Origin of the sequence: Sorangium sp. So ce385 (genome assembly GCF_051474135.1) — a bacterium.
GTDB classification, from domain to species: Bacteria; Myxococcota_A; Polyangia; order Polyangiales; family Polyangiaceae; genus Sorangium; species Sorangium cellulosum_D.
The window spans coordinates 7985581-8001560 of the sequence record NZ_CP150337.1 but is presented as its reverse complement, the minus strand read 5'-3'; the positions used below and the strand labels follow the sequence as shown (position 1 = coordinate 8001560).

Sequence of the window (15980 nt, the reverse complement as noted above, 5' to 3'; positions counted from 1 at the left end):
ACCGAGGCTGCGATCGTCGCTGGGTGTGAGCGTGACGCGGTGTCGCCGGCAGCGGCGATCGCCTGCGGCTCGTCTCGTCAGGGCGCCGGCATCTCGAGCGACACGCAGGCGCTCTTCAGAGCTTCGCCGCCACGAGCTGGGCGAGCTCCACCATCCGGTTGGAGAAGCCCCACTCGTTGTCGTACCAGGCGAACACCTTCGCGAAGCGATCCCCCATCACCTGCGTCAGCGTCGCGTCGAAGATCGACGAGCGAGGATCGCCCAGGTAGTCGCTGGAGACGAGCGGCTCTTCGGTGTAGCCGAGGATGCCGCGCAGCGGCCCCTCGCTGGCGCGCTTCATGGCCGCATGGATCGCGTCCTTCGTGAGCGGCCGGGTGCTCTCGAACGTGAGATCGACGACGGAGACGTCCATCGTGGGCACCCGCATCGACAGCCCGTCGAACCTGCCGGCGAGCGCCGGCAGGCACTCGCTGAGCGCCTTGGCGGCGCCGGACGAGGTGGGCACGATGTTCTGCGCGGCCGCGCGGGCGCGCCGCAGGTCGCCCTTGCGGTGCGGCACGTCCAGCAGGACCTGATCGTTGGTGTAAGCGTGCGTGGTCGTCATCAGCCCGCGCTCGAGGCCGAAGGCGTCGAGCAGCACCTTGGCCACGGGGGCGAGGCAGTTGGTGGTGCAGGAGCCGCACGACAGGATGGTGTGCGCCGAGCCGTCGTATTCCTCGGTGTTGACGCCGAGCACGATCGTCGCGTCGTGGCCCTTGGCCGGGGCGCCGATGATCACCTTGCGCGCGCCGGCCGCGAGGTGCGCGGCCGCCTTGTCGCGATCGGTGAACACACCGGTGCACTCGAGCACGATGTCCACGCCGAGCTCGCGCCACGGGAGCTTGGCCGGATCCTTCTCGGCGAGCACGCGGACGGGGCGCTCGTCGATCAGCAAGCGCCCATCGGCGGCGACGGCGGGCCGCTCGGCGCGGCCGTGCACCGTGTCGTAGTTGTAGAGGTGAGCCAGCGTTTCGGGGCTCGCCATGTCGTTGAGCGCCACGAGCTCGATGTCCGAGACGCCGCGCTGCGACAGGGCGCGCACGATGCAGCGCCCGATGCGCCCGAAGCCGTTGATCGCGATCCTCTTGCTCATTGGCGAGTCTTCCTTCGTGGTTGGGGGCGGGAGGGCCGCCCGGGGCGCGGCTCGTCGCTGCGCGCCGCCTCGTCCGCGGCGCGAGGGGCGCCGAACGCCGCGAACAGCTTGTAGGTAATGCGATCGAAGTCATCAAGATCGCGCTCGTCCAGCGCGGAGACCACCCGCGCCGCGAAGCGCCCGCGCGCGTCCGCGACGCGCCGGCGCATGGGCTGACCGCGTCGGCGGGGCTACGCCGTCGCGACGAGCAGCTCTTCGCCGTTCACCGGCCGGAGGCCGTCGGCCCTCCCGGCGAAGTAGCGCTGGGCGAGGCTCTCCGCCGATACGTGCTGCGCGTCCTTGAAGCCGGCGTCGCGCGCGAGCGCCAGGATCTCGGGCGGCGTGAAGAAGCTGAGGAAGGGCGTGCCGGCCGCTCGCGCTCCCCTGTGCGCCCACTCGGTGGCGGGGCGCACCTCGGGCTCGACGAGCTCGAGGGGCAGCATGAACGTCAGGGCCAGCGTGGAGCCCGAGGCGAGCCCCGCGACCTGGCGCAGCGAGGCGAGGTTCGCGTCCCTGGTGAGGTACATGCTGACGCCCGCGGACGCCACGATCGCCGGCTGGGACGCGTCGAAGCCGGCGCTCGCCAGCTGCTCCCAGAGGGAGGGGCCCGCCTCGAAGTCGACCGGCACGAGCCGCAGCCAGTCCGGGACGCCGAAGCCGAGCTCGATGAGGCGCCGCCGCTTCCAGGCCTGAGGGCCAGGCCGGTCGACCTCGAAGACCCGGAGGCGAGAGGCGATCTCCGGCCGGCGCTGGGCGAACGTGTCGAGACCGGCGCCGAGGATGACGTACTGGCCGACGCCGCGGCCCGCCTGCTCCACGACGAGGTCCTCGATGAAGCGAGCGCGGGCCACGATGGAGGCCCGGAAGCGGCTCGTGGCTCCTGGGTTCATGTCCGGACGCTGGCGCCAGCCGTCGTCCGGGTCGGCCAGCTTCAGGCCAACGTCGTCTTCGAGGACGTGCGGCGGCGCGTCGATCTGGACGTGCATGGCTCGCCACAGGGCCACGCGCACCGCCGTTGCATCTGCTCCCGTCATCGGCCTCTCAGGCATGATGTTCCTCTCCTCTACTCCGCCGCCGCGAGCGGCGCTTGCACGCTGAGCGGACGACCGTCGGGGTCGGCGAGCAGCATCTCGAGCGCGCGCCAGTGCTGCGGTTCGAACGGGCGAAGGACGGCGCCGGCGCTCGGCGGCGAGAACCGCGCGGGGTCGGCGACGGCGACCACCGGCAGGACCTGCAGCGCGCGGTCGCGCGGCCGCTCCGCGACGAAGATGTAGGGACCGCCGCGGGGGTGGCGCAGGCGGCCCGAGTGGTGATCGGTCTCGAAATCGAGCTCGTAGCCGAGGCCCCGCCAGAACGCGACCGTCTTGCCCCAGTTGTGGGTCTCGATGAGCAGGCCCTCGATGCCCTCAGTCTCCATGCTTCCTCCGCTTGCGTCGCTGCTCGTCGAGGTAGGCGCGCAGCGCGGCGGCCACGATCGCCGAGAGCGACTGCTCGGTGTCGACCGCGTGATGCTTGACCTCGCGAATCAGCTCGGTGGGCAGATACACGTTGAACTGCTTCACGTCGTCCGCCATGTGCACAGCATGATAGGATGCTAGCATCCTAACGTCAAGGCGATCCGCTGGCGGTGGGCGCGCGGCCGCGGGCGTGAAGCACCGCCGTGGCGCCGCGGCGACCGATCGGGCTTGCCGTCGTTGTTGAAGCTGTCGAGCGCTACGATGGTGCCCGCGAAGGCGCGGGCGTCGTGGTGGTCAGCGTACCCTCCGGCCGTCATAGGGCGTCCCATCCTTGCGGACGTAGCCGTCGGGCAGGGCTCGCAGGTCGATGTCGGGGTACTCGGCCACATCGCCGGGGATGCTCGCGCCGACCTCCAGCAGCACGGCCTCGCGATCCGAGCGGTTCTGCAGGTGGTGTCCGTCGGGATCTCCGGCGCGGAACCCGGCGCAGTCGCCCGCGCGCAGCACCTCTTCGCCCCCGTCCGTGACCAGCACCACCTCGCCTTCCAGCACCATGACGAACTCGTCTTCTGCATGGTGCCAGTGGCGCTGGCTCGACCACTGGCCGGGGGGAAGGCGGAGCAGGTTGACGCCGAACTGCGTCAGCCCCGCCGCCATGCCGAGCCGCCACCGCGCCCGCTCGCGGCACGGGGCGTCGTACGGCGCCGGATACGCGGTGCCGAGGCGCGTCGGGGCCTGAGCGATGTCGATCTTCTTCATCGGGAGTAGCCCTCCTTCTGGGCTGGGATGGCGCGGAGCTTACCGAGGCAGAGAGACGGTCGGCAACCGCATCGATCGTCGACGTGCTCTTCATCGGCGTGATCGGCGTCGACCCCGACGGGCGGCGAGACTGCGGCGATGTCCGGTGGAGTTCACCTATCGCATCCTCGTTCTCCAGGGCCCGTTCACCTCGGTCTCGTCGGGCGGGCCGGCCCCGCGTCCCCTTGAAGGGCCGGCCTCCGGGCAACACCCTGGCCGCCACGGATGACCGCGGTCAGGCTCCGCTGCGCGACCAGCGCTTCGACAGGCTCGGGCGCCTCCTGTCGGTCAGCCAGACGGCGGTGTCGGGTGGCAGCCGTGGCAGGTCGCCGGGGCGCCGGCAGTCGAGCGCGTGGCTCGTGAGCAGCACCTCGTACCCCGCGGGCACCGGCAGGCTTCGGCTGGACATGTTGACCATGCACCGCAGCCCGCCTCGGGCGAAGGCCAGGACTCCTGGGTCGCCGGAGAGCCATTCCAGCGCGGAGTCCCGCAGAGCAGGCAGCGAGCGCCGAAGCCGCAGGGCGGCACGGTAGAGCTCCAGCATCGAGCCCGGCACGCCGTCCTGCGCCTCGACGGTGAGCGCGCCCCAGCCGGGCGGCTGTGGCAGCCACGGCTCGGCGTCCTGACGGGTGAAGCCGAACGGCGGAGCCGCGCCGGACCAGGGCAGGGGAACGCGGCAGCCATCACGGCCCGGGTCGGTGCCGCCGGAGCGGATGTGCATGGGGTCGCGACGCCGCCCTGGGGGGAGGTCCTCGACCTCGGGCAGGCCGAGCTCCTCCCCCTGGTACAGGTAGACGCTGCCCGGAAGGGCGAGGGTGAGCAGGGCGGCCGCCCTCGCGCGTCGTGCGCCGAGCGCGAGGTCCACCGGAGCGGCGTGGGCCTGCGCCTTGGTGGCGAAGTCGAAGGAGGTGTCCATCCTTCCGTATCGGGTAACGGTCCGAGTCACGTCGTGGTTGCACAGGACCCAGGTCGCGGGGGCGCCGACCGCCGCATGAGCGGCCAAGGTGGCGTCGATGCAGGCGCGCGTGCCGGCCGCGTCCCACGCGCTGCGCAGGAAGGCGAGGTTGAAGGCGGTGTGCAGCTCGTCGGCCCGCAAAAAGCGGATCAACCGCCGGGGATCGTCCAGCCACAGCTCCCCTACCAGGAACCGCTCGCCGGCGTAGGAATCGGCGATCCGGCGCCAGGAGCGGTAGATGTCGTGGACGTCCTCCCGGTCGATGTACGGGTGGGGATCGGGGTTGGCGGCGAGATCCGGCAGCGCGGGATCCTTGGTGAGCAGGCTCGCGGAGTCGACGCGGACGCCGGCGACGCCGCGGTCGTACCAGAAGCGGAGCACGTCTTCGTGCTCGGCGCGGACGGCGGGGCTGGCCCAGTTCAGGTCCGGCTGCTCGGGTGAGAACAGATGCAGGTACCACTCGGCTGGGGCGCCGGCGGGTCCGTCGCTGCGGCTCCAGGCTGACCCGCCGAACTCGGAGGGCCAGTCGTTGGGCGGCAGCCCGCCGTCGGGTCCGCGTCCGGGTCGGAAGTGGAACAGCGAACGGGGCTGGCTGCCCGGCTGTGCGGCCAGCGCTGCCCGGAACCAGGGGTGTGCGCTGGAGACGTGGTTGGGAATGACGTCGATGATCGTGCGGATTCCCAGCTCCAGGGCTTCAGCGATGAGCCGCTCGGCCTCGGCCAGGGTGCCGAAGACGGGGGCGACGTCCCGGTAGTCGGCCACGTCGTATCCGCCGTCGGCCATCGGAGAGGGGTACCAGGGGGTGAACCACAGGGCGTCGACGCCAAGGCTGGCGAGGTAGGGCAGGCGAGAGCGCACTCCGGCCAGATCGCCGATCCCGTCGCCGTCGCCGTCGGCGAAGCTGGGCAGGTAGATCTGGTAGATCACCGCGTTGCGCCACCACTGCGCCGCGGTGGAGGTGGACGGCACGGTCGCTGTCGGATGCGGGGTGGTCGCCGCCACGCTCAGGGTCCCTCCGTATCGGGTGCGGTCCGTCGTGCGGTATGCGCTCGCGGAGGGCGGGAGTCCGGGGGCGCGAGCAACAACCGCGCAGGGTCCACGTCCGTCAGGCCCGGCAGCACCTGGTCGGCGGCCGAGTAGTCGCACATCCGGGTCAGCTCGGTGGGTACGGCGATCACCCGCATGCCGGCCGCTCGTGCGGCGGCGACCCCGGTCAGCGAATCCTCGACGACCACGCAGTGGCAGGGAGCCACGCCGAGCGCGGCTGCTGCTGCGAGGTGCACCGCGGGGTCGGGCTTCCTGCGCCGGACCTGGTCTCCGGTGACCACCGCGTCGAAGTAGCGCTCGAGATCATAGTACAGCAGCCACCTGCGCACCCAGCCCGCGTCCGACGACGACGCCACCGCCAGGGCCGTTCCGGCGTCGCGCAGCTGGGCCAGCAGCTCCCGCACGCCGGGCATCAGGCTCACGTGCTCGGGGACGAAATGCCTGTCCCACAGCTCGGTGAGCCGTTCGCGCAGCCGCTCTGGGGTGTGGCCGTGGCCGGCGGAGGCCAGCAGGATGTCGAACAGCCGGGAGTAGCCGTCGGCGTGGCCGCAGACCTCGCGGGCCCACAGCGTCGCCGGGAGAACGGTGCCGTGCTCGGCGAAGAGCGCGGAGCACGCGAGGAAGTCGGCTGCGACGGTGTTGACCAGGACTCCGTCGTGATCGAAGATCACCGCCTTCACCGGGTCGGTCGCGGCGGGCACCCGTGCGCTCATGGGGTCACGCTCCTCGCGTCCGAGGGGGACAGGTGGCGGACGAGGCGGGCGGGGTTGCCCACCGCGATCACGCCGGGCGGCAGGTTCGTGGTCACCACGCTCCCCGCGCCCACGACGGTGTCCCGACCGATGGTCACGCCGGGCAGGACGGTGACGCCCGCGCCGAGCCACACCCCGTCCTCGATGGTGATGGGGCGGGCCTCTTCCCAGCCGGCGCGCCGCAGCTGCGGATCCAGGCTGTGATTCCCGGTGAGCAGCTGGCACCTGGGACCCATCATGACGTGGGAGCCCACCGTGATGGGGGCGCAGTCCAGCAGGACCGCGTCGAAGTTGATGTTCGTTCTGGCGCCGATCCGGATGAAGAAGCCGAATTCGCAGACGAACCGTGGCATCACCCAGCCTCCCGGCCCGAGCTCGTCCACCAGGTCACCGAGGATGTCCTCGCGGGCCGCGAAATCCGGTAAGCCGGTGCTGTTGAACGTGTCCAGCAGCTCCATGCAGCGCCTCCGGTACGGGCGCAGCACCGGGTCGAGCGCGTTGTACGGCAGGCCGGAGGCCATCCGCGCCTTGAGCGCGTCGATCCCCTCCCGGGGCGTCTCACGCGGGGTGTTGCCGGTTGTGTCGATGTCAGCCATGGGTGTTTCTGGGTCTTTCGTGGTCGTCATCGGCGGCGCAGCCGAAGGGTGATGGGCAGGTGGTCGGAGGCGGCCGGTGTGCCGTCGGAGGGGGCCAGCCGTGCGTCGTCCACCGGTTGATAGGACTCGAGCGATCCCGCCAGCGATGGCGAGAGCAGGAAGACGTCGCTGCGGCGCGCCGCACCGCCCGGCGGACGCAGTCCGTAGGTCGGCCTGCGGTCGCCGGTGTGGGCGCCGGCATCGATGAACAGCGGATCGTCGGGGGCCCCGAGCAGCCGTTGCAGCGGGGCGCGGTCAGCGTGCTTGTCTCCCGGCATCAGGTGGTCGGCGCGGCGGTGCGGCGGTACGGAGGTCCAGTCCGGTTCCGGGTCGTCGGGCGGCACGGTGTTGGCGTCCATCGCCAGCACCGTGGCCGTGCCCGGGGCGGCGAACTGGCGCAGCCGGTCGGATTCGATCAACCGGTTCACGGGGCTGAACGGATCCAGGTGGGCCACCGCGAAGCGCAGCGGGTGGGACCAGCCGGGCAGGCGCAGGGTGACGCTGCCGTGACCGTGCCAGGCTGCCAGCTCCGGCCGGCTCGGCTCCACCGCGATCACCTCGGCGCCGCGCTCCCAGAAGATGGCCATGTTGCAGCCGGTCTTCGCGGTGAACAGGGCGCCGTCCATGCCGAGAGCAGCCTTGGCATCCTTGAAGTACGCCTCCTCGCCGAAATGCCAGGCCCAGCCTTCGGCGGTCATCAGGACCCGGGGACGTAGCTCGGAGATGAGGCCGCGCTGCAGGTGCCAGCGACGGTTGTCGCCGTACAGGCGGTCGATGCCACCCTCGTGCAGGTTCCAGAACATCACCACATCGGTGTGTGCGTCACGGTCGATGATCACGGGAGCACCTTCCTGCCGGCTCACCGGATCGCCACGATCATGGCTTCGGGACCGTCGAGCTCTTCGACACGCACCTCGCGGAATCCGGCCTCGGCGAGCCAGCCCCGACATTCCGCGCCGGTGTAGTCGTATCCGCCGGGCACCTCGGCGTGCATCATCAGGCTGAGGATGAGGCCCACCGCGTTGCGGCGCCGGTCGTCGTCGATCAGGGTCTCGTAGATCAGGAGCGCGCCCCCCTGGGGAAGCGCCTGGTGTGCTTTGCGCAGGAGCAGCAGCTTCTCCTCGCGACCCCAGTTATGCAGGATGTGGCCGAGCACCAGGACATCGGCGGAAGGAAGCGGGTCGCGGAAGAAGTCACCCGGCTGGAAGGCTGTCCGGTCGGCGAGGCCGAGGCTGCGGGTGTGGTCCTCGAAGCCGGGCCCGGCCTGCGGCAGGTCGAAGCCGATCGCGGTCAGGTGGGGATGCTGCCGCAGCACCTGGCCGGTGAGCGCGCCCTCGGCACAGCCGATGTCGGCCAGGGTGCGGTACTGCTGCCACGGGAAGCGCTCGGCGATCGCGAGCGCCGACCCCATGCTCAGCGCTGTCATGTCCCGCTGGAAGGCGCGCGTGGATTCGGCGGCGCCGTAGACGGTCTGGTAGAAGTCCTGGCCGTCGCGTGCTCCGCGCAGCGCTTCACCGGTGCGCAGCACACCGGTCAGGTCGTCCGCCAGTCCGGAGCACTGGGCCAGATAGCTGTCGCCGAGATAGGTGGCCGGCTTGTTCGCGTCCAGGTATTGCGCGGACCCGGGCGCGTTGGTGTACCGGCCGTCGGCGCGGTCGAGCAGGCCGAGGGCCACCAGCGCGTCCAGGAAATCGGTCACCGCCGCGGGGGCGATGCGCAGCCGGTCGGCGGTTTCGGCGGCGGACAACGGCTGTTTGCCCAGCTCGGTGAACACCCCTAGAGCGATGGCGCTGAGCATGGTCTTTGTCTTCCAGTGCGCCCAGAACAGATCCGTGATGGGCTGGGGCGAGGTCATGCGGTGTACTCCTTTTGCGTCATTGGCCGACCGCCTTGAACGGCGGCGCCGGGGGGACAGGGGCCGGCTGGATCCGCGGCCGCGGCCCGGGCGAGTCGGGCTGCGGCCGCGACCGCCATGCCGGTGAGCAGCGTCAATGCGGCGATCGACAGGGGGATCAGGACCGGTCGCCGGGGATCGGTGACCAGGCCGATGAGGTACGGCAGCAGGCCGCTGCCGCACAGGTTGGCCAGCAGCAGCACGGTGCTGACCCGCCGCGGCACGAGCAGGGTGGCGTTCGCCCAGGCCAGCAGCGTGGAGAAGACCGGGCCCAGGGCTACGCCAGTCACCGCGTAGGCCCCGGCCGCCCATCCGCTGGCGGCGGTGACCAGACCCGCGGCCGCGGCCGACAGGCAGAGCAGGACCACGCAGGGCGGGGCGAGGCGAAGTGCCGTGAACGGCAGCACCAGGCGGCCCACCACCAGCCCGGCCCAGAACAGCCCGCTCAGCCGTGCTGCGTCTGCCGAGGAGTGGCCGATGGCGTGCAGATGCGTGGATTCAAGTGCGCCGATCGAGCTCTCGATGCCGGCGTAGGCCAGTGCGGCGAGGCCGAGGATCGCCAGGAACCGCCCGGGGGCCGGGTGCTCGGCCACGACCGGTGCGGCGGCCGACTCCGCCGCAGCGAGGGCTTTTGCCGCCCGGGGCGTGGAGCCGTCGGCTCCCGCCCAGGGGACGAGCGCGACGGCCAGCACGGCGGTGGCCAGCAGCAGGCTCGAGACCTGGTGCAGTCCGCCCACCAGCACGGGCCCCAGCACCGCGCCCGCACCGAAACTCGCGTGCAGCAGGTTCAGCAGCACGAACCCGGCGCGTCCGGGGTACCGGCCAAAGAGCGTGTTCTGGTGCAGGACCAGCCCGCCGTAACCGGCTCCGCACACGGCGGCGCACATGTTGAGCGTCGGCCACGTGGGCGCGTAGGCCATCCCCGCGCATCCGCCGGCGAAGGCGGTCAGCACCAGCGTCACGGCCCGCCGCGTCAGCGCCTGCCTCCGGCTCGGCCCGCAGAGCGCGATCGAGACCAGCGCACCGAGGTTGTACAGGACGACCAGCTCGGTCCCGCTCGCCGCGGGCATTTCGTAGACGTCTCTGAACAGCGGCAGCGCGGCCCCCAGGGCCCCGGTGACGACGCCCAGCAGCACCGACAGCAGCAGCTGCACGGCGAGCAGGAGCCACGGGAGCGGCGAGGGCGGCGTCATCGCTGGTCGCGCCATGCCGTCGGGCTGAGCCGCATGGGCTCGAACTGCGCCGAGGCGGCCTCGGAGAACGGGGCCTGAACGAAGATGCCGAGCCGCATCTGCCGCGTGGTCCGGGCGAGGTAGGTCCGTACGAAGCGCCAGTCCTCGTGACGGTATTGCCGGAAGAGGACGGCGACCCTGCGGCCTTCACGGGTGACCATCACATCCGCCGCGGGCCCGTCCAGGGCCGGTCCCATGGCTTCGTCGGACTCCGGCCGAGACAGCACCGTCACCATGGCCCAGCCGCCGGTCCGGGTCCGTTCCACGCACACCTTCAGCCAGCCGTCCTCGCCGTGCAGGGCGATACCGCCGGCGTCGCCGAACGCGCCGCCGTCGACCGTGATCCTGCTCCAGGCGGCGAAATCGCCGTCCACCGGCCGCTGCAGCAGCGGCAACCGATCGACGTCGTAGTGGCCGGGCATCGCGAACAGATCGCTGCGGCCGGGGGCCACGACGGTCAGGGAGCCCGGGGATCCGTCCGCCCGTGACCAGCGGGCCGGCTCGCGCGACCACGACCAGCGGCCGCCGTAGTCCTCCGTGGTGTCCCCGGGGGGGCCATCCGTGGCGGCGGACAGCCCGTCAGCCGTGGCGTCGCGGTGCTGCTGCGGCGGGTACGGTCCGCCGTGCGCGGAGTTCAGAGGGGCAGTGCTCACGGCGCCGTCATCCCTCCATCCACGCTGATCGCCTGGCCGGTGATCTTGGTGGCGCAGGCCAGGAACACCACCACTTGCGCGATGTCCTGAGGGGTCTGTGTCTGGCCCTGCGGCACCATCCGCCGCATGCGCTCCCAGCACTCCTCCTCGGTCTCGCCGGGCCGGGTGAACGCCGACAGCAGATAGCTCCACATGTTGGTGCGGATGATCCCCGGGCACACCGCGTTGACGCGGATGTGGTCCTTGGCCACCTCCAGGGCGAGGGAGGCGGTGAAGCCGATGACCCCGAACTTGGCGGCGCAGTAGTGGGCCACCTTGCCGAACCCCGCGCGGCCGGAGACCGAGGAGAAGTTCACGATCGCCCCGCCGCCGGCGGCCCGTAACAGAGGCAGCGAGTACTTCGACGACAGGAACACTCCGTCGAGGTTGCCCGAGATGACCTGCTGGAACTCGGCCAGCGCCATCTGCTCGACCGGGCTGACATGCGTCACGCCGAAGGCGTTGACCACCACGTCGAGCCGACCGACGTCCTGCCCCAGGTCCGCGTACAGCCGGCGGACCGCCGCTTCGTCGGTGGCGTCGGTCTCCACGGCGCGGACGCTCAGCCCGGCCTTGGTCAGCCGAGCCGCCAGCTTCCGGGCGTCCGCGAAGCCGCTGACCTGGGTCGATTCGTACTGGTTGAAGGCCGAGGGCAGCCGGTCGGTGTCGACCACGACCACGTCGGCGCCCAGCTCGGCCAGCGCCTCCACCACGGCGGCGCCGATACCCCGGCCGCCGCCGACGACCAGCGCTCGTTTGCCGGCGATGTCGTTCAGCGCCCGTACGCTCGTTGAGTCCTTCATCTCTTTTCCCTTGGCTGATAGGTCTGGTGATGCGGTGTTGCCGGTCGCGGCTCAGCGGGTGAGGGTGGGCGCGCCGACCGGCTCGGGAGCGAGCGAGTACGTCAGCGGCGGCAGGACCAGCGCGTCCATCAGCCGGGGAAACGCCCGGTAGTCGGCCAGGTTGCGCTCCGGCTGGGTCACGATCCGGCGCAGCTCCTCGCGATCGCCGCCGGTCTCCTCGCCGAGGGCCTCGATCGCCGCGAGGACATCGGCGTCGCGCCGCTGGAAGTAGTCGATGAACAGGCGCTCGGCTCGCCGCAGGGCCCTGGACAGGTCGACGTCGGCCCGCGGAAGTACCTTGAGCCGCTCGGCCACGGTTCGGTCATGGTCCGCCGCCTGGCCGTCTGCACGGGGCTGGGGGAGGGCCGCGGTCCCCGCCAGCGCGTCCAGGAACGTCCGCTCCTCGTACGGTCGCCGAGAGCGCACCTGGGCCGGTGCGAAGTCGCGGCCGAGGAGCTTGTCGGCCAAGGCCTCCTCGTCGATCCGGCCGAGGGGTTCGGACCTGCTCATCCTGAACTCGGTGGTGGCGTCGAGCACGGTGGGCACCAGGTTGCGGGCGGGCAGCAGCTCGACGGCCGGGCCGATGTCGGCGGCCAGCACCGGCACCCCGTGGGCGAGGGCCTCGAGCACCACCCGACCGAGGGTTTCCCGGGACGCCGTGCTCGGAAAGAGCAGGACGTCGATGCTCGAGAAGAAGGCGGCGAGCTCGCTCTGGTCCAGGATCCCGATCCGTCGGACCGCATCGTGCGGCACGCCCTGCTGTGCAAGCTGCTCGCGCACTGGGCCGGGTTCCCACCGCGGATGGTTGGGCTTGCCCGCGCACGCCAAGCTCGCCCGGCCGCCGCTCTCGCGGTAGCAGCGGGCGAAGACCGACAGCACCTGGTCGAAGTTCTTCGCCAGGGACAGGGCGCCGAGATAGCCGATCCGCAAGGGCTCGCGCGCGGACCGGACCGGAGCCGCGGGCCTGTGGGGCAACCGGTCCAGCATCGGGTAGGCGACCGCCGAATTGGCCTCGGTGATCGACGGGAAGGCGCGGATGTACAGCCGGCGCGTGTACTCGGTCGGGAAGAGCACCAGGTCATGGTCCTGGAGCAGGGGAGAGCACAGCTCCTCCTGGGCCCAGTAGCCGGACCACAGCGCCGTGTGCACCTCGCGAACGATCCGGAAGGTCCGGCCGGCCCACTCGCGCCAGCAGTGGTAGAGGAAGGCGTACGGGCCGCTGCCCGCGTACACGGTCTCGCCCCGGCTGGCGTGGTGGATACTGGCCGGGCCGCGGGTCAGATCGTGCCAGGATACCTGGGCGCGCTGGGGGAGCAGGCGCGCCATTTCCTGGTGCATGAGGATGGCGCCGTCGACGATGCCCCCGATGTCCGCGGAGCGGTAATCATGCGTGTGCAGGCGCATGGTCCACCTCCTTGGCGTCGAGCCGAGCGAGCAGCCCGCGCAGCGTCTGCGGGTCCATGCCGTGCAGCGCCAGCTGCCGGGCGTGGACGCGGTTGGCGATGTCGTGCCGGATGCCGTGCACCTCGATGGGCAGGAGGTACTTCGCGCGCAGCCGTTCACCGAAGCCGCCCTGGGCGCCGTTGTACTCGACGCCGATGATCCGTCGGCAGCCGGCGAGCGCGGCGCGGGTGTCGAGGTCCAGCTCGGGGTCGAGCGCCGCGCAGTGCAGATGCGGCAGGCCGACGTCCCGGTTGGCCTCGGCGACGAGGACGGACGCATATCCGAAGGTCACCAGCGCCGCCTGCGGGCGTGCCATTGCGGGCGGGGTCATCCACACCGAGCCGTCCAGCCGTGAGGAGCAATCGATGCCGGGAGGATCGAACCTGGCGTCGATCATGCTGGCCACGTGGGCGGTGCCGGGGTGTGCGGCCAGCCGGTCCAGGACGGCGTCGAACTCCGCGGGCGTGACCGGCTCATAGACCCGGACCCCCAGCAGCAGGCCGAGCAGATTTGTCGCGTTGTGCGCGCCGCCCCAGGCGCCCCAGCTGCGGCCTGCCAGCACCAGCAGATTGCGGACACTCGTGCTGGCCTCCGTGACCATGCTCAGGGAGTCCATGTAGTACATCGCATCGGTGGCGATGACCTTGAGGGTGTCCTCGGGCAGCTGGAGGGTCAGGCCCACGCTGAGGGTCTCGGCAAGCCCGGTATTGCTGTACGGGAGGTGCCCCCGCAGGCCGAACCGGGCTGCCATGTCGGCGGTAAACACCGCGAGATCCCGGCCCGTGCGCCGCTGGTATGCCGCAAGCATTCGGCCGCTGGTGCCGGCGAAGGACGGTGTATCCGGCTTCCCGGCGGCGTTGGCCGGTTTGAAGCTGTGTTCGCCCTTGCGGGTACGGCACACCAGCGCGGCGGACCCCGGTCGCCTCAGCAGGGCGCCCAGGGCGCGCTGGATGGCCTCGCTATCCTGGCCGTCGACCTCGACGACGTGGGGCAGGAAGCTCGCCAGGTATTTGGGGTTGAGCGGTTTATGCAAGGGTTCGATGCCCCGTCCGTTGGCGTCCACGACCAGGATCAGGTTGCTCAGGCCCATCTCGTAGGCGAAGCGGAGGCATTCGAAGGTCACGCCCTCCTGGAGTTCGCCGTCGCCGGCGAGGCAGACCACCTTGCGATCGTCCCCTCGCCGGGCCAGGTCCATGGACAGGCTGACGGCCTGGGCCACGCCCACGCCGAGGCTGTAGCGCATGGTGTTGTTGAAGCCGAGGTCCCGGTGGATCACCCCGGTCAGCCCGCCCTCGTGCAGCGTGGTGAGGGGGGCCAGTGGGAAGGAGCCCCGGACGTAGCGCTCGGCATAGAAGCCCGGCGCGATGTGTCCGCGGCCGACGATCAGCTCGGCCGGGGCATCTCCGCCCTCGGGCACCAGGTCGAGTGCGAAGCAGGCGCGGATCAGCGGCAGGGACGACAGGCAGCTTTGGAAATTGCCCGACCCGGCGATCTCGTGCATGCGCAGCAGCACCTGGGCGCCGTCGTCATAGGCCCTCTCGGGCACCGCGGCGGCGAGCTTGCGCAGCTCCTCCACCAGGGGCCCGTCGTAACCTCCTTGGGCGATCTCGGCGAGCTCGCGGTGCACCAGCGCGCGCTCGTGCGGCGTCAGCTTGGGCAGGGCAGCCAGCGCCGGCTGCTCGAAACGTTCTCTCAGCGTGCTCACGGGCGACCCCCGAAGACCTCGTCGAGGGCATCGCCCAGGATGTCCAGCATGGCGTCGGCGTCGGCTTCGCTGGTGACGAAGGCCGGGGCCATGGCGAGCCAGTCGTCCTGACCGCGGATGACCAGCCCTCGCTTCAGGCACGCCCGGGCGACCTTGGCACCGCTGCTGCTGCGATCAGCGCCGTCGGCGGCCAGCTTGACACCGTAGAGCAGGCCGATGGCGCGCAGCGCACCGCGCCCGGCGATCGTGGCCCGCAGCCGCGGCTCGATGTAGTGCGACAGGCTGCGGATCCGGGTCAGGAAGGAGCCTTCCTGGAACAGCCGCACGGCGGCGGCACCGGCGGCGGACCCGATCGGGTTGGCCGCGTACGTGTGCGAGGGCGCGAAGGACCGCGGCCTGCCCGGCTCGCCCAGGATCTCCGCGACCCGCTGGGACATCAGCACGGCGGCCAGCGGGCTGTATCCTCCGGATATCCCCTTGCCGACGCAGAGCAGATCCGGGCTGACGCCGAAGGTCTGCGCGGCGAAGGGCTGCCCGGTGCGCCCGAAGCCGGTCACGATCTCGTCGAAGACCAGCAGAACACCGTATCGGTCGCAGATCTCCCGCAGCCGGGAGAGGTAGGCCGTGGTGGAGATGGCCATGCCCCGCAGGTGGATCACGGGCTCGACGATGACGGCGGCTACCGAATCCGGACCTTCCGCCTGGATGGTCCGCTCGATCATCGAGGCGGCGAGATGCTGAGCGACCTCGGCATCGACGCCCCAGAACTCCTCCAGGCAGTCCGGGGGCCACACGTGAACCATGCCCGGGACGCCGGGGCCGAACCGCGCGACGTCGGGCCGCCCCGTCAAGGACAGCGACCCGAAGGTGGAGCCGTGGTAGCCGTGGTAGTGGCTCAGGACCTTGATTTTGCCGGGATTGCCGTGGGTGCGGTGGTACAGCCGGGCGAGCCGCATGGCCGCTTCGACGCACTCCGAGCCGCCGTTGACCAGCTTGGCGGCGGTGATCGAGGCCGGAGCCAGCGCGACCAGGGAGCGGGCCAGCTCCAGCGCGGGGCGGTTTACGCCGTGCAGCGGCGGATTGAAGGGCAGCACGCGCAGCTGGTCTCTGATCGCGTCGATGATCGGCTGACAGTCGTAGCCGAAACAGGTGACGAACACACCGGACAGGCCGTCGAGGTATTCCCGGCCCGCGGTGTCGAACAGGCGGATTCCCTTCGCCGAGTCGAACAGCACCGTGTCGGAGGAGTACGGCACCTCGAAGCAATAAGCGGACAGGTCGGCGGGCCACGTGGCGGACGCAGCCGTATCATAGCTCATGATGAACTCCGTGTGATGGGTGAGATGGTGAGTGACGG

17 protein-coding genes are annotated in these 15980 nt (G+C 71.1%); all 17 read right to left on the bottom strand.

Annotated features, from left to right (window positions below):
* Nucleotides 1–115: 115 nt before the first annotated feature.
* Complete coding sequence (gene gap, locus WME83_RS29145) at nucleotides 116–1132, bottom strand: type I glyceraldehyde-3-phosphate dehydrogenase (RefSeq protein ID WP_437312968.1); 1017 nt, start codon at nucleotides 1130–1132, stop codon at nucleotides 116–118.
* Complete coding sequence (locus WME83_RS29140; protein WP_437312967.1) at nucleotides 1129–1341, bottom strand: hypothetical protein; 213 nt, start codon at nucleotides 1339–1341, stop codon at nucleotides 1129–1131. Before WME83_RS29140 ends, gap begins: the two co-directional genes overlap by 4 nt.
* A 21-nt stretch (nucleotides 1342–1362) precedes the next feature.
* Nucleotides 1363–2220: a class I SAM-dependent methyltransferase gene (locus tag WME83_RS29135; protein WP_437312966.1), complete on the bottom strand. Its 858-nt coding sequence runs from the start codon at nucleotides 2218–2220 to the stop codon at nucleotides 1363–1365.
* 14 nt (nucleotides 2221–2234) lie between these two features.
* Nucleotides 2235–2588 carry a hypothetical protein gene (locus WME83_RS29130; RefSeq protein WP_061624660.1) on the bottom strand — a complete coding sequence of 118 codons (354 nt, stop codon included), beginning with the start codon at nucleotides 2586–2588 and terminating at the stop codon, nucleotides 2235–2237.
* Nucleotides 2578–2745, bottom strand: coding sequence for a ribbon-helix-helix protein, CopG family (locus WME83_RS29125; RefSeq protein WP_129581665.1), 168 nt, complete (start codon nucleotides 2743–2745; stop codon nucleotides 2578–2580). The genes WME83_RS29130 and WME83_RS29125 overlap by 11 nt, the downstream gene beginning before the upstream one ends.
* Nucleotides 2746–2922: 177 nt before the next feature.
* Nucleotides 2923–3387, bottom strand: coding sequence for a cupin domain-containing protein (locus WME83_RS29120; RefSeq protein ID WP_437312965.1), 465 nt, complete (start codon nucleotides 3385–3387; stop codon nucleotides 2923–2925).
* Between the two features lie 274 nt (nucleotides 3388–3661).
* Nucleotides 3662–5383: a glycoside hydrolase family 13 protein gene (locus WME83_RS29115; RefSeq protein WP_437312964.1), complete on the bottom strand. Its 1722-nt coding sequence runs from the start codon at nucleotides 5381–5383 to the stop codon at nucleotides 3662–3664.
* A 2-nt stretch (nucleotides 5384–5385) separates the two neighbouring features.
* Nucleotides 5386–6141: an HAD family hydrolase gene (locus WME83_RS29110; protein WP_437312963.1), complete on the bottom strand. Its 756-nt coding sequence runs from the start codon at nucleotides 6139–6141 to the stop codon at nucleotides 5386–5388.
* Nucleotides 6138–6776: a sugar O-acetyltransferase gene (locus WME83_RS29105; protein ID WP_437312962.1), complete on the bottom strand. Its 639-nt coding sequence runs from the start codon at nucleotides 6774–6776 to the stop codon at nucleotides 6138–6140. The genes WME83_RS29110 and WME83_RS29105 overlap by 4 nt, the downstream gene beginning before the upstream one ends.
* Nucleotides 6777–6802: 26 nt before the next feature.
* On the bottom strand, nucleotides 6803–7654 hold the full coding sequence (locus WME83_RS29100) for an endonuclease/exonuclease/phosphatase family protein (RefSeq protein ID WP_437312961.1): 852 nt from the start codon (nucleotides 7652–7654) through the stop codon (nucleotides 6803–6805).
* A gap of 20 nt (nucleotides 7655–7674) precedes the next feature.
* Nucleotides 7675–8670, bottom strand: coding sequence for a methyltransferase (locus tag WME83_RS29095; RefSeq protein WP_437312960.1), 996 nt, complete (start codon nucleotides 8668–8670; stop codon nucleotides 7675–7677).
* Nucleotides 8667–9863 (bottom strand): MFS transporter, encoded by a 1197-nt coding sequence (locus tag WME83_RS29090; protein WP_437312959.1) that lies wholly within the window; start codon nucleotides 9861–9863, stop codon nucleotides 8667–8669. Before WME83_RS29090 ends, WME83_RS29095 begins: the two co-directional genes overlap by 4 nt.
* A gap of 35 nt (nucleotides 9864–9898) precedes the next feature.
* Nucleotides 9899–10594 carry a DUF1349 domain-containing protein gene (locus tag WME83_RS29085; protein ID WP_437312958.1) on the bottom strand — a complete coding sequence of 232 codons (696 nt, stop codon included), beginning with the start codon at nucleotides 10592–10594 and terminating at the stop codon, nucleotides 9899–9901.
* Nucleotides 10591–11436 carry an SDR family oxidoreductase gene (locus WME83_RS29080; RefSeq protein WP_437312957.1) on the bottom strand — a complete coding sequence of 282 codons (846 nt, stop codon included), beginning with the start codon at nucleotides 11434–11436 and terminating at the stop codon, nucleotides 10591–10593. The genes WME83_RS29085 and WME83_RS29080 overlap by 4 nt, the downstream gene beginning before the upstream one ends.
* Before the next feature lie 51 nt (nucleotides 11437–11487).
* Nucleotides 11488–12879 (bottom strand): glycosyltransferase, encoded by a 1392-nt coding sequence (locus WME83_RS29075; RefSeq protein WP_437312956.1) that lies wholly within the window; start codon nucleotides 12877–12879, stop codon nucleotides 11488–11490.
* Nucleotides 12860–14623 carry a 1-deoxy-D-xylulose-5-phosphate synthase N-terminal domain-containing protein gene (locus WME83_RS29070; RefSeq protein ID WP_437312955.1) on the bottom strand — a complete coding sequence of 588 codons (1764 nt, stop codon included), beginning with the start codon at nucleotides 14621–14623 and terminating at the stop codon, nucleotides 12860–12862. Before WME83_RS29070 ends, WME83_RS29075 begins: the two co-directional genes overlap by 20 nt.
* On the bottom strand, nucleotides 14620–15942 hold the full coding sequence (locus tag WME83_RS29065; RefSeq protein WP_437312954.1) for an aminotransferase family protein: 1323 nt from the start codon (nucleotides 15940–15942) through the stop codon (nucleotides 14620–14622). Before WME83_RS29065 ends, WME83_RS29070 begins: the two co-directional genes overlap by 4 nt.
* Between the last annotated feature and the right edge of the window lie 38 nt (nucleotides 15943–15980).

What these genes read in the sequence shown, in the direction of transcription:
- WME83_RS29110 (WP_437312963.1), bottom strand. Translation starts at nt 6,141, where the DNA reads ATGAGCGCACGGGTGCCCGCCGCGACCGACCCGGTGAAGGCGGTGATC.
- WME83_RS29140 (WP_437312967.1), bottom strand. Translation starts at nt 1,341, where the DNA reads ATGCGCCGGCGCGTCGCGGACGCGCGCGGGCGCTTCGCGGCGCGGGTG.
- WME83_RS29065 (WP_437312954.1), bottom strand. Translation starts at nt 15,942, where the DNA reads ATGAGCTATGATACGGCTGCGTCCGCCACGTGGCCCGCCGACCTGTCC.
- gap (WP_437312968.1), bottom strand. Translation starts at nt 1,132, where the DNA reads ATGAGCAAGAGGATCGCGATCAACGGCTTCGGGCGCATCGGGCGCTGC.
- WME83_RS29135 (WP_437312966.1), bottom strand. Translation starts at nt 2,220, where the DNA reads ATGCCTGAGAGGCCGATGACGGGAGCAGATGCAACGGCGGTGCGCGTG.
- WME83_RS29075 (WP_437312956.1), bottom strand. Translation starts at nt 12,879, where the DNA reads ATGCGCCTGCACACGCATGATTACCGCTCCGCGGACATCGGGGGCATC.
- WME83_RS29125 (WP_129581665.1), bottom strand. Translation starts at nt 2,745, where the DNA reads ATGGCGGACGACGTGAAGCAGTTCAACGTGTATCTGCCCACCGAGCTG.
- WME83_RS29080 (WP_437312957.1), bottom strand. Translation starts at nt 11,436, where the DNA reads ATGAAGGACTCAACGAGCGTACGGGCGCTGAACGACATCGCCGGCAAA.
- WME83_RS29120 (WP_437312965.1), bottom strand. Translation starts at nt 3,387, where the DNA reads ATGAAGAAGATCGACATCGCTCAGGCCCCGACGCGCCTCGGCACCGCG.
- WME83_RS29130 (WP_061624660.1), bottom strand. Translation starts at nt 2,588, where the DNA reads ATGGAGACTGAGGGCATCGAGGGCCTGCTCATCGAGACCCACAACTGG.
- WME83_RS29105 (WP_437312962.1), bottom strand. Translation starts at nt 6,776, where the DNA reads ATGGCTGACATCGACACAACCGGCAACACCCCGCGTGAGACGCCCCGG.
- WME83_RS29095 (WP_437312960.1), bottom strand. Translation starts at nt 8,670, where the DNA reads ATGACCTCGCCCCAGCCCATCACGGATCTGTTCTGGGCGCACTGGAAG.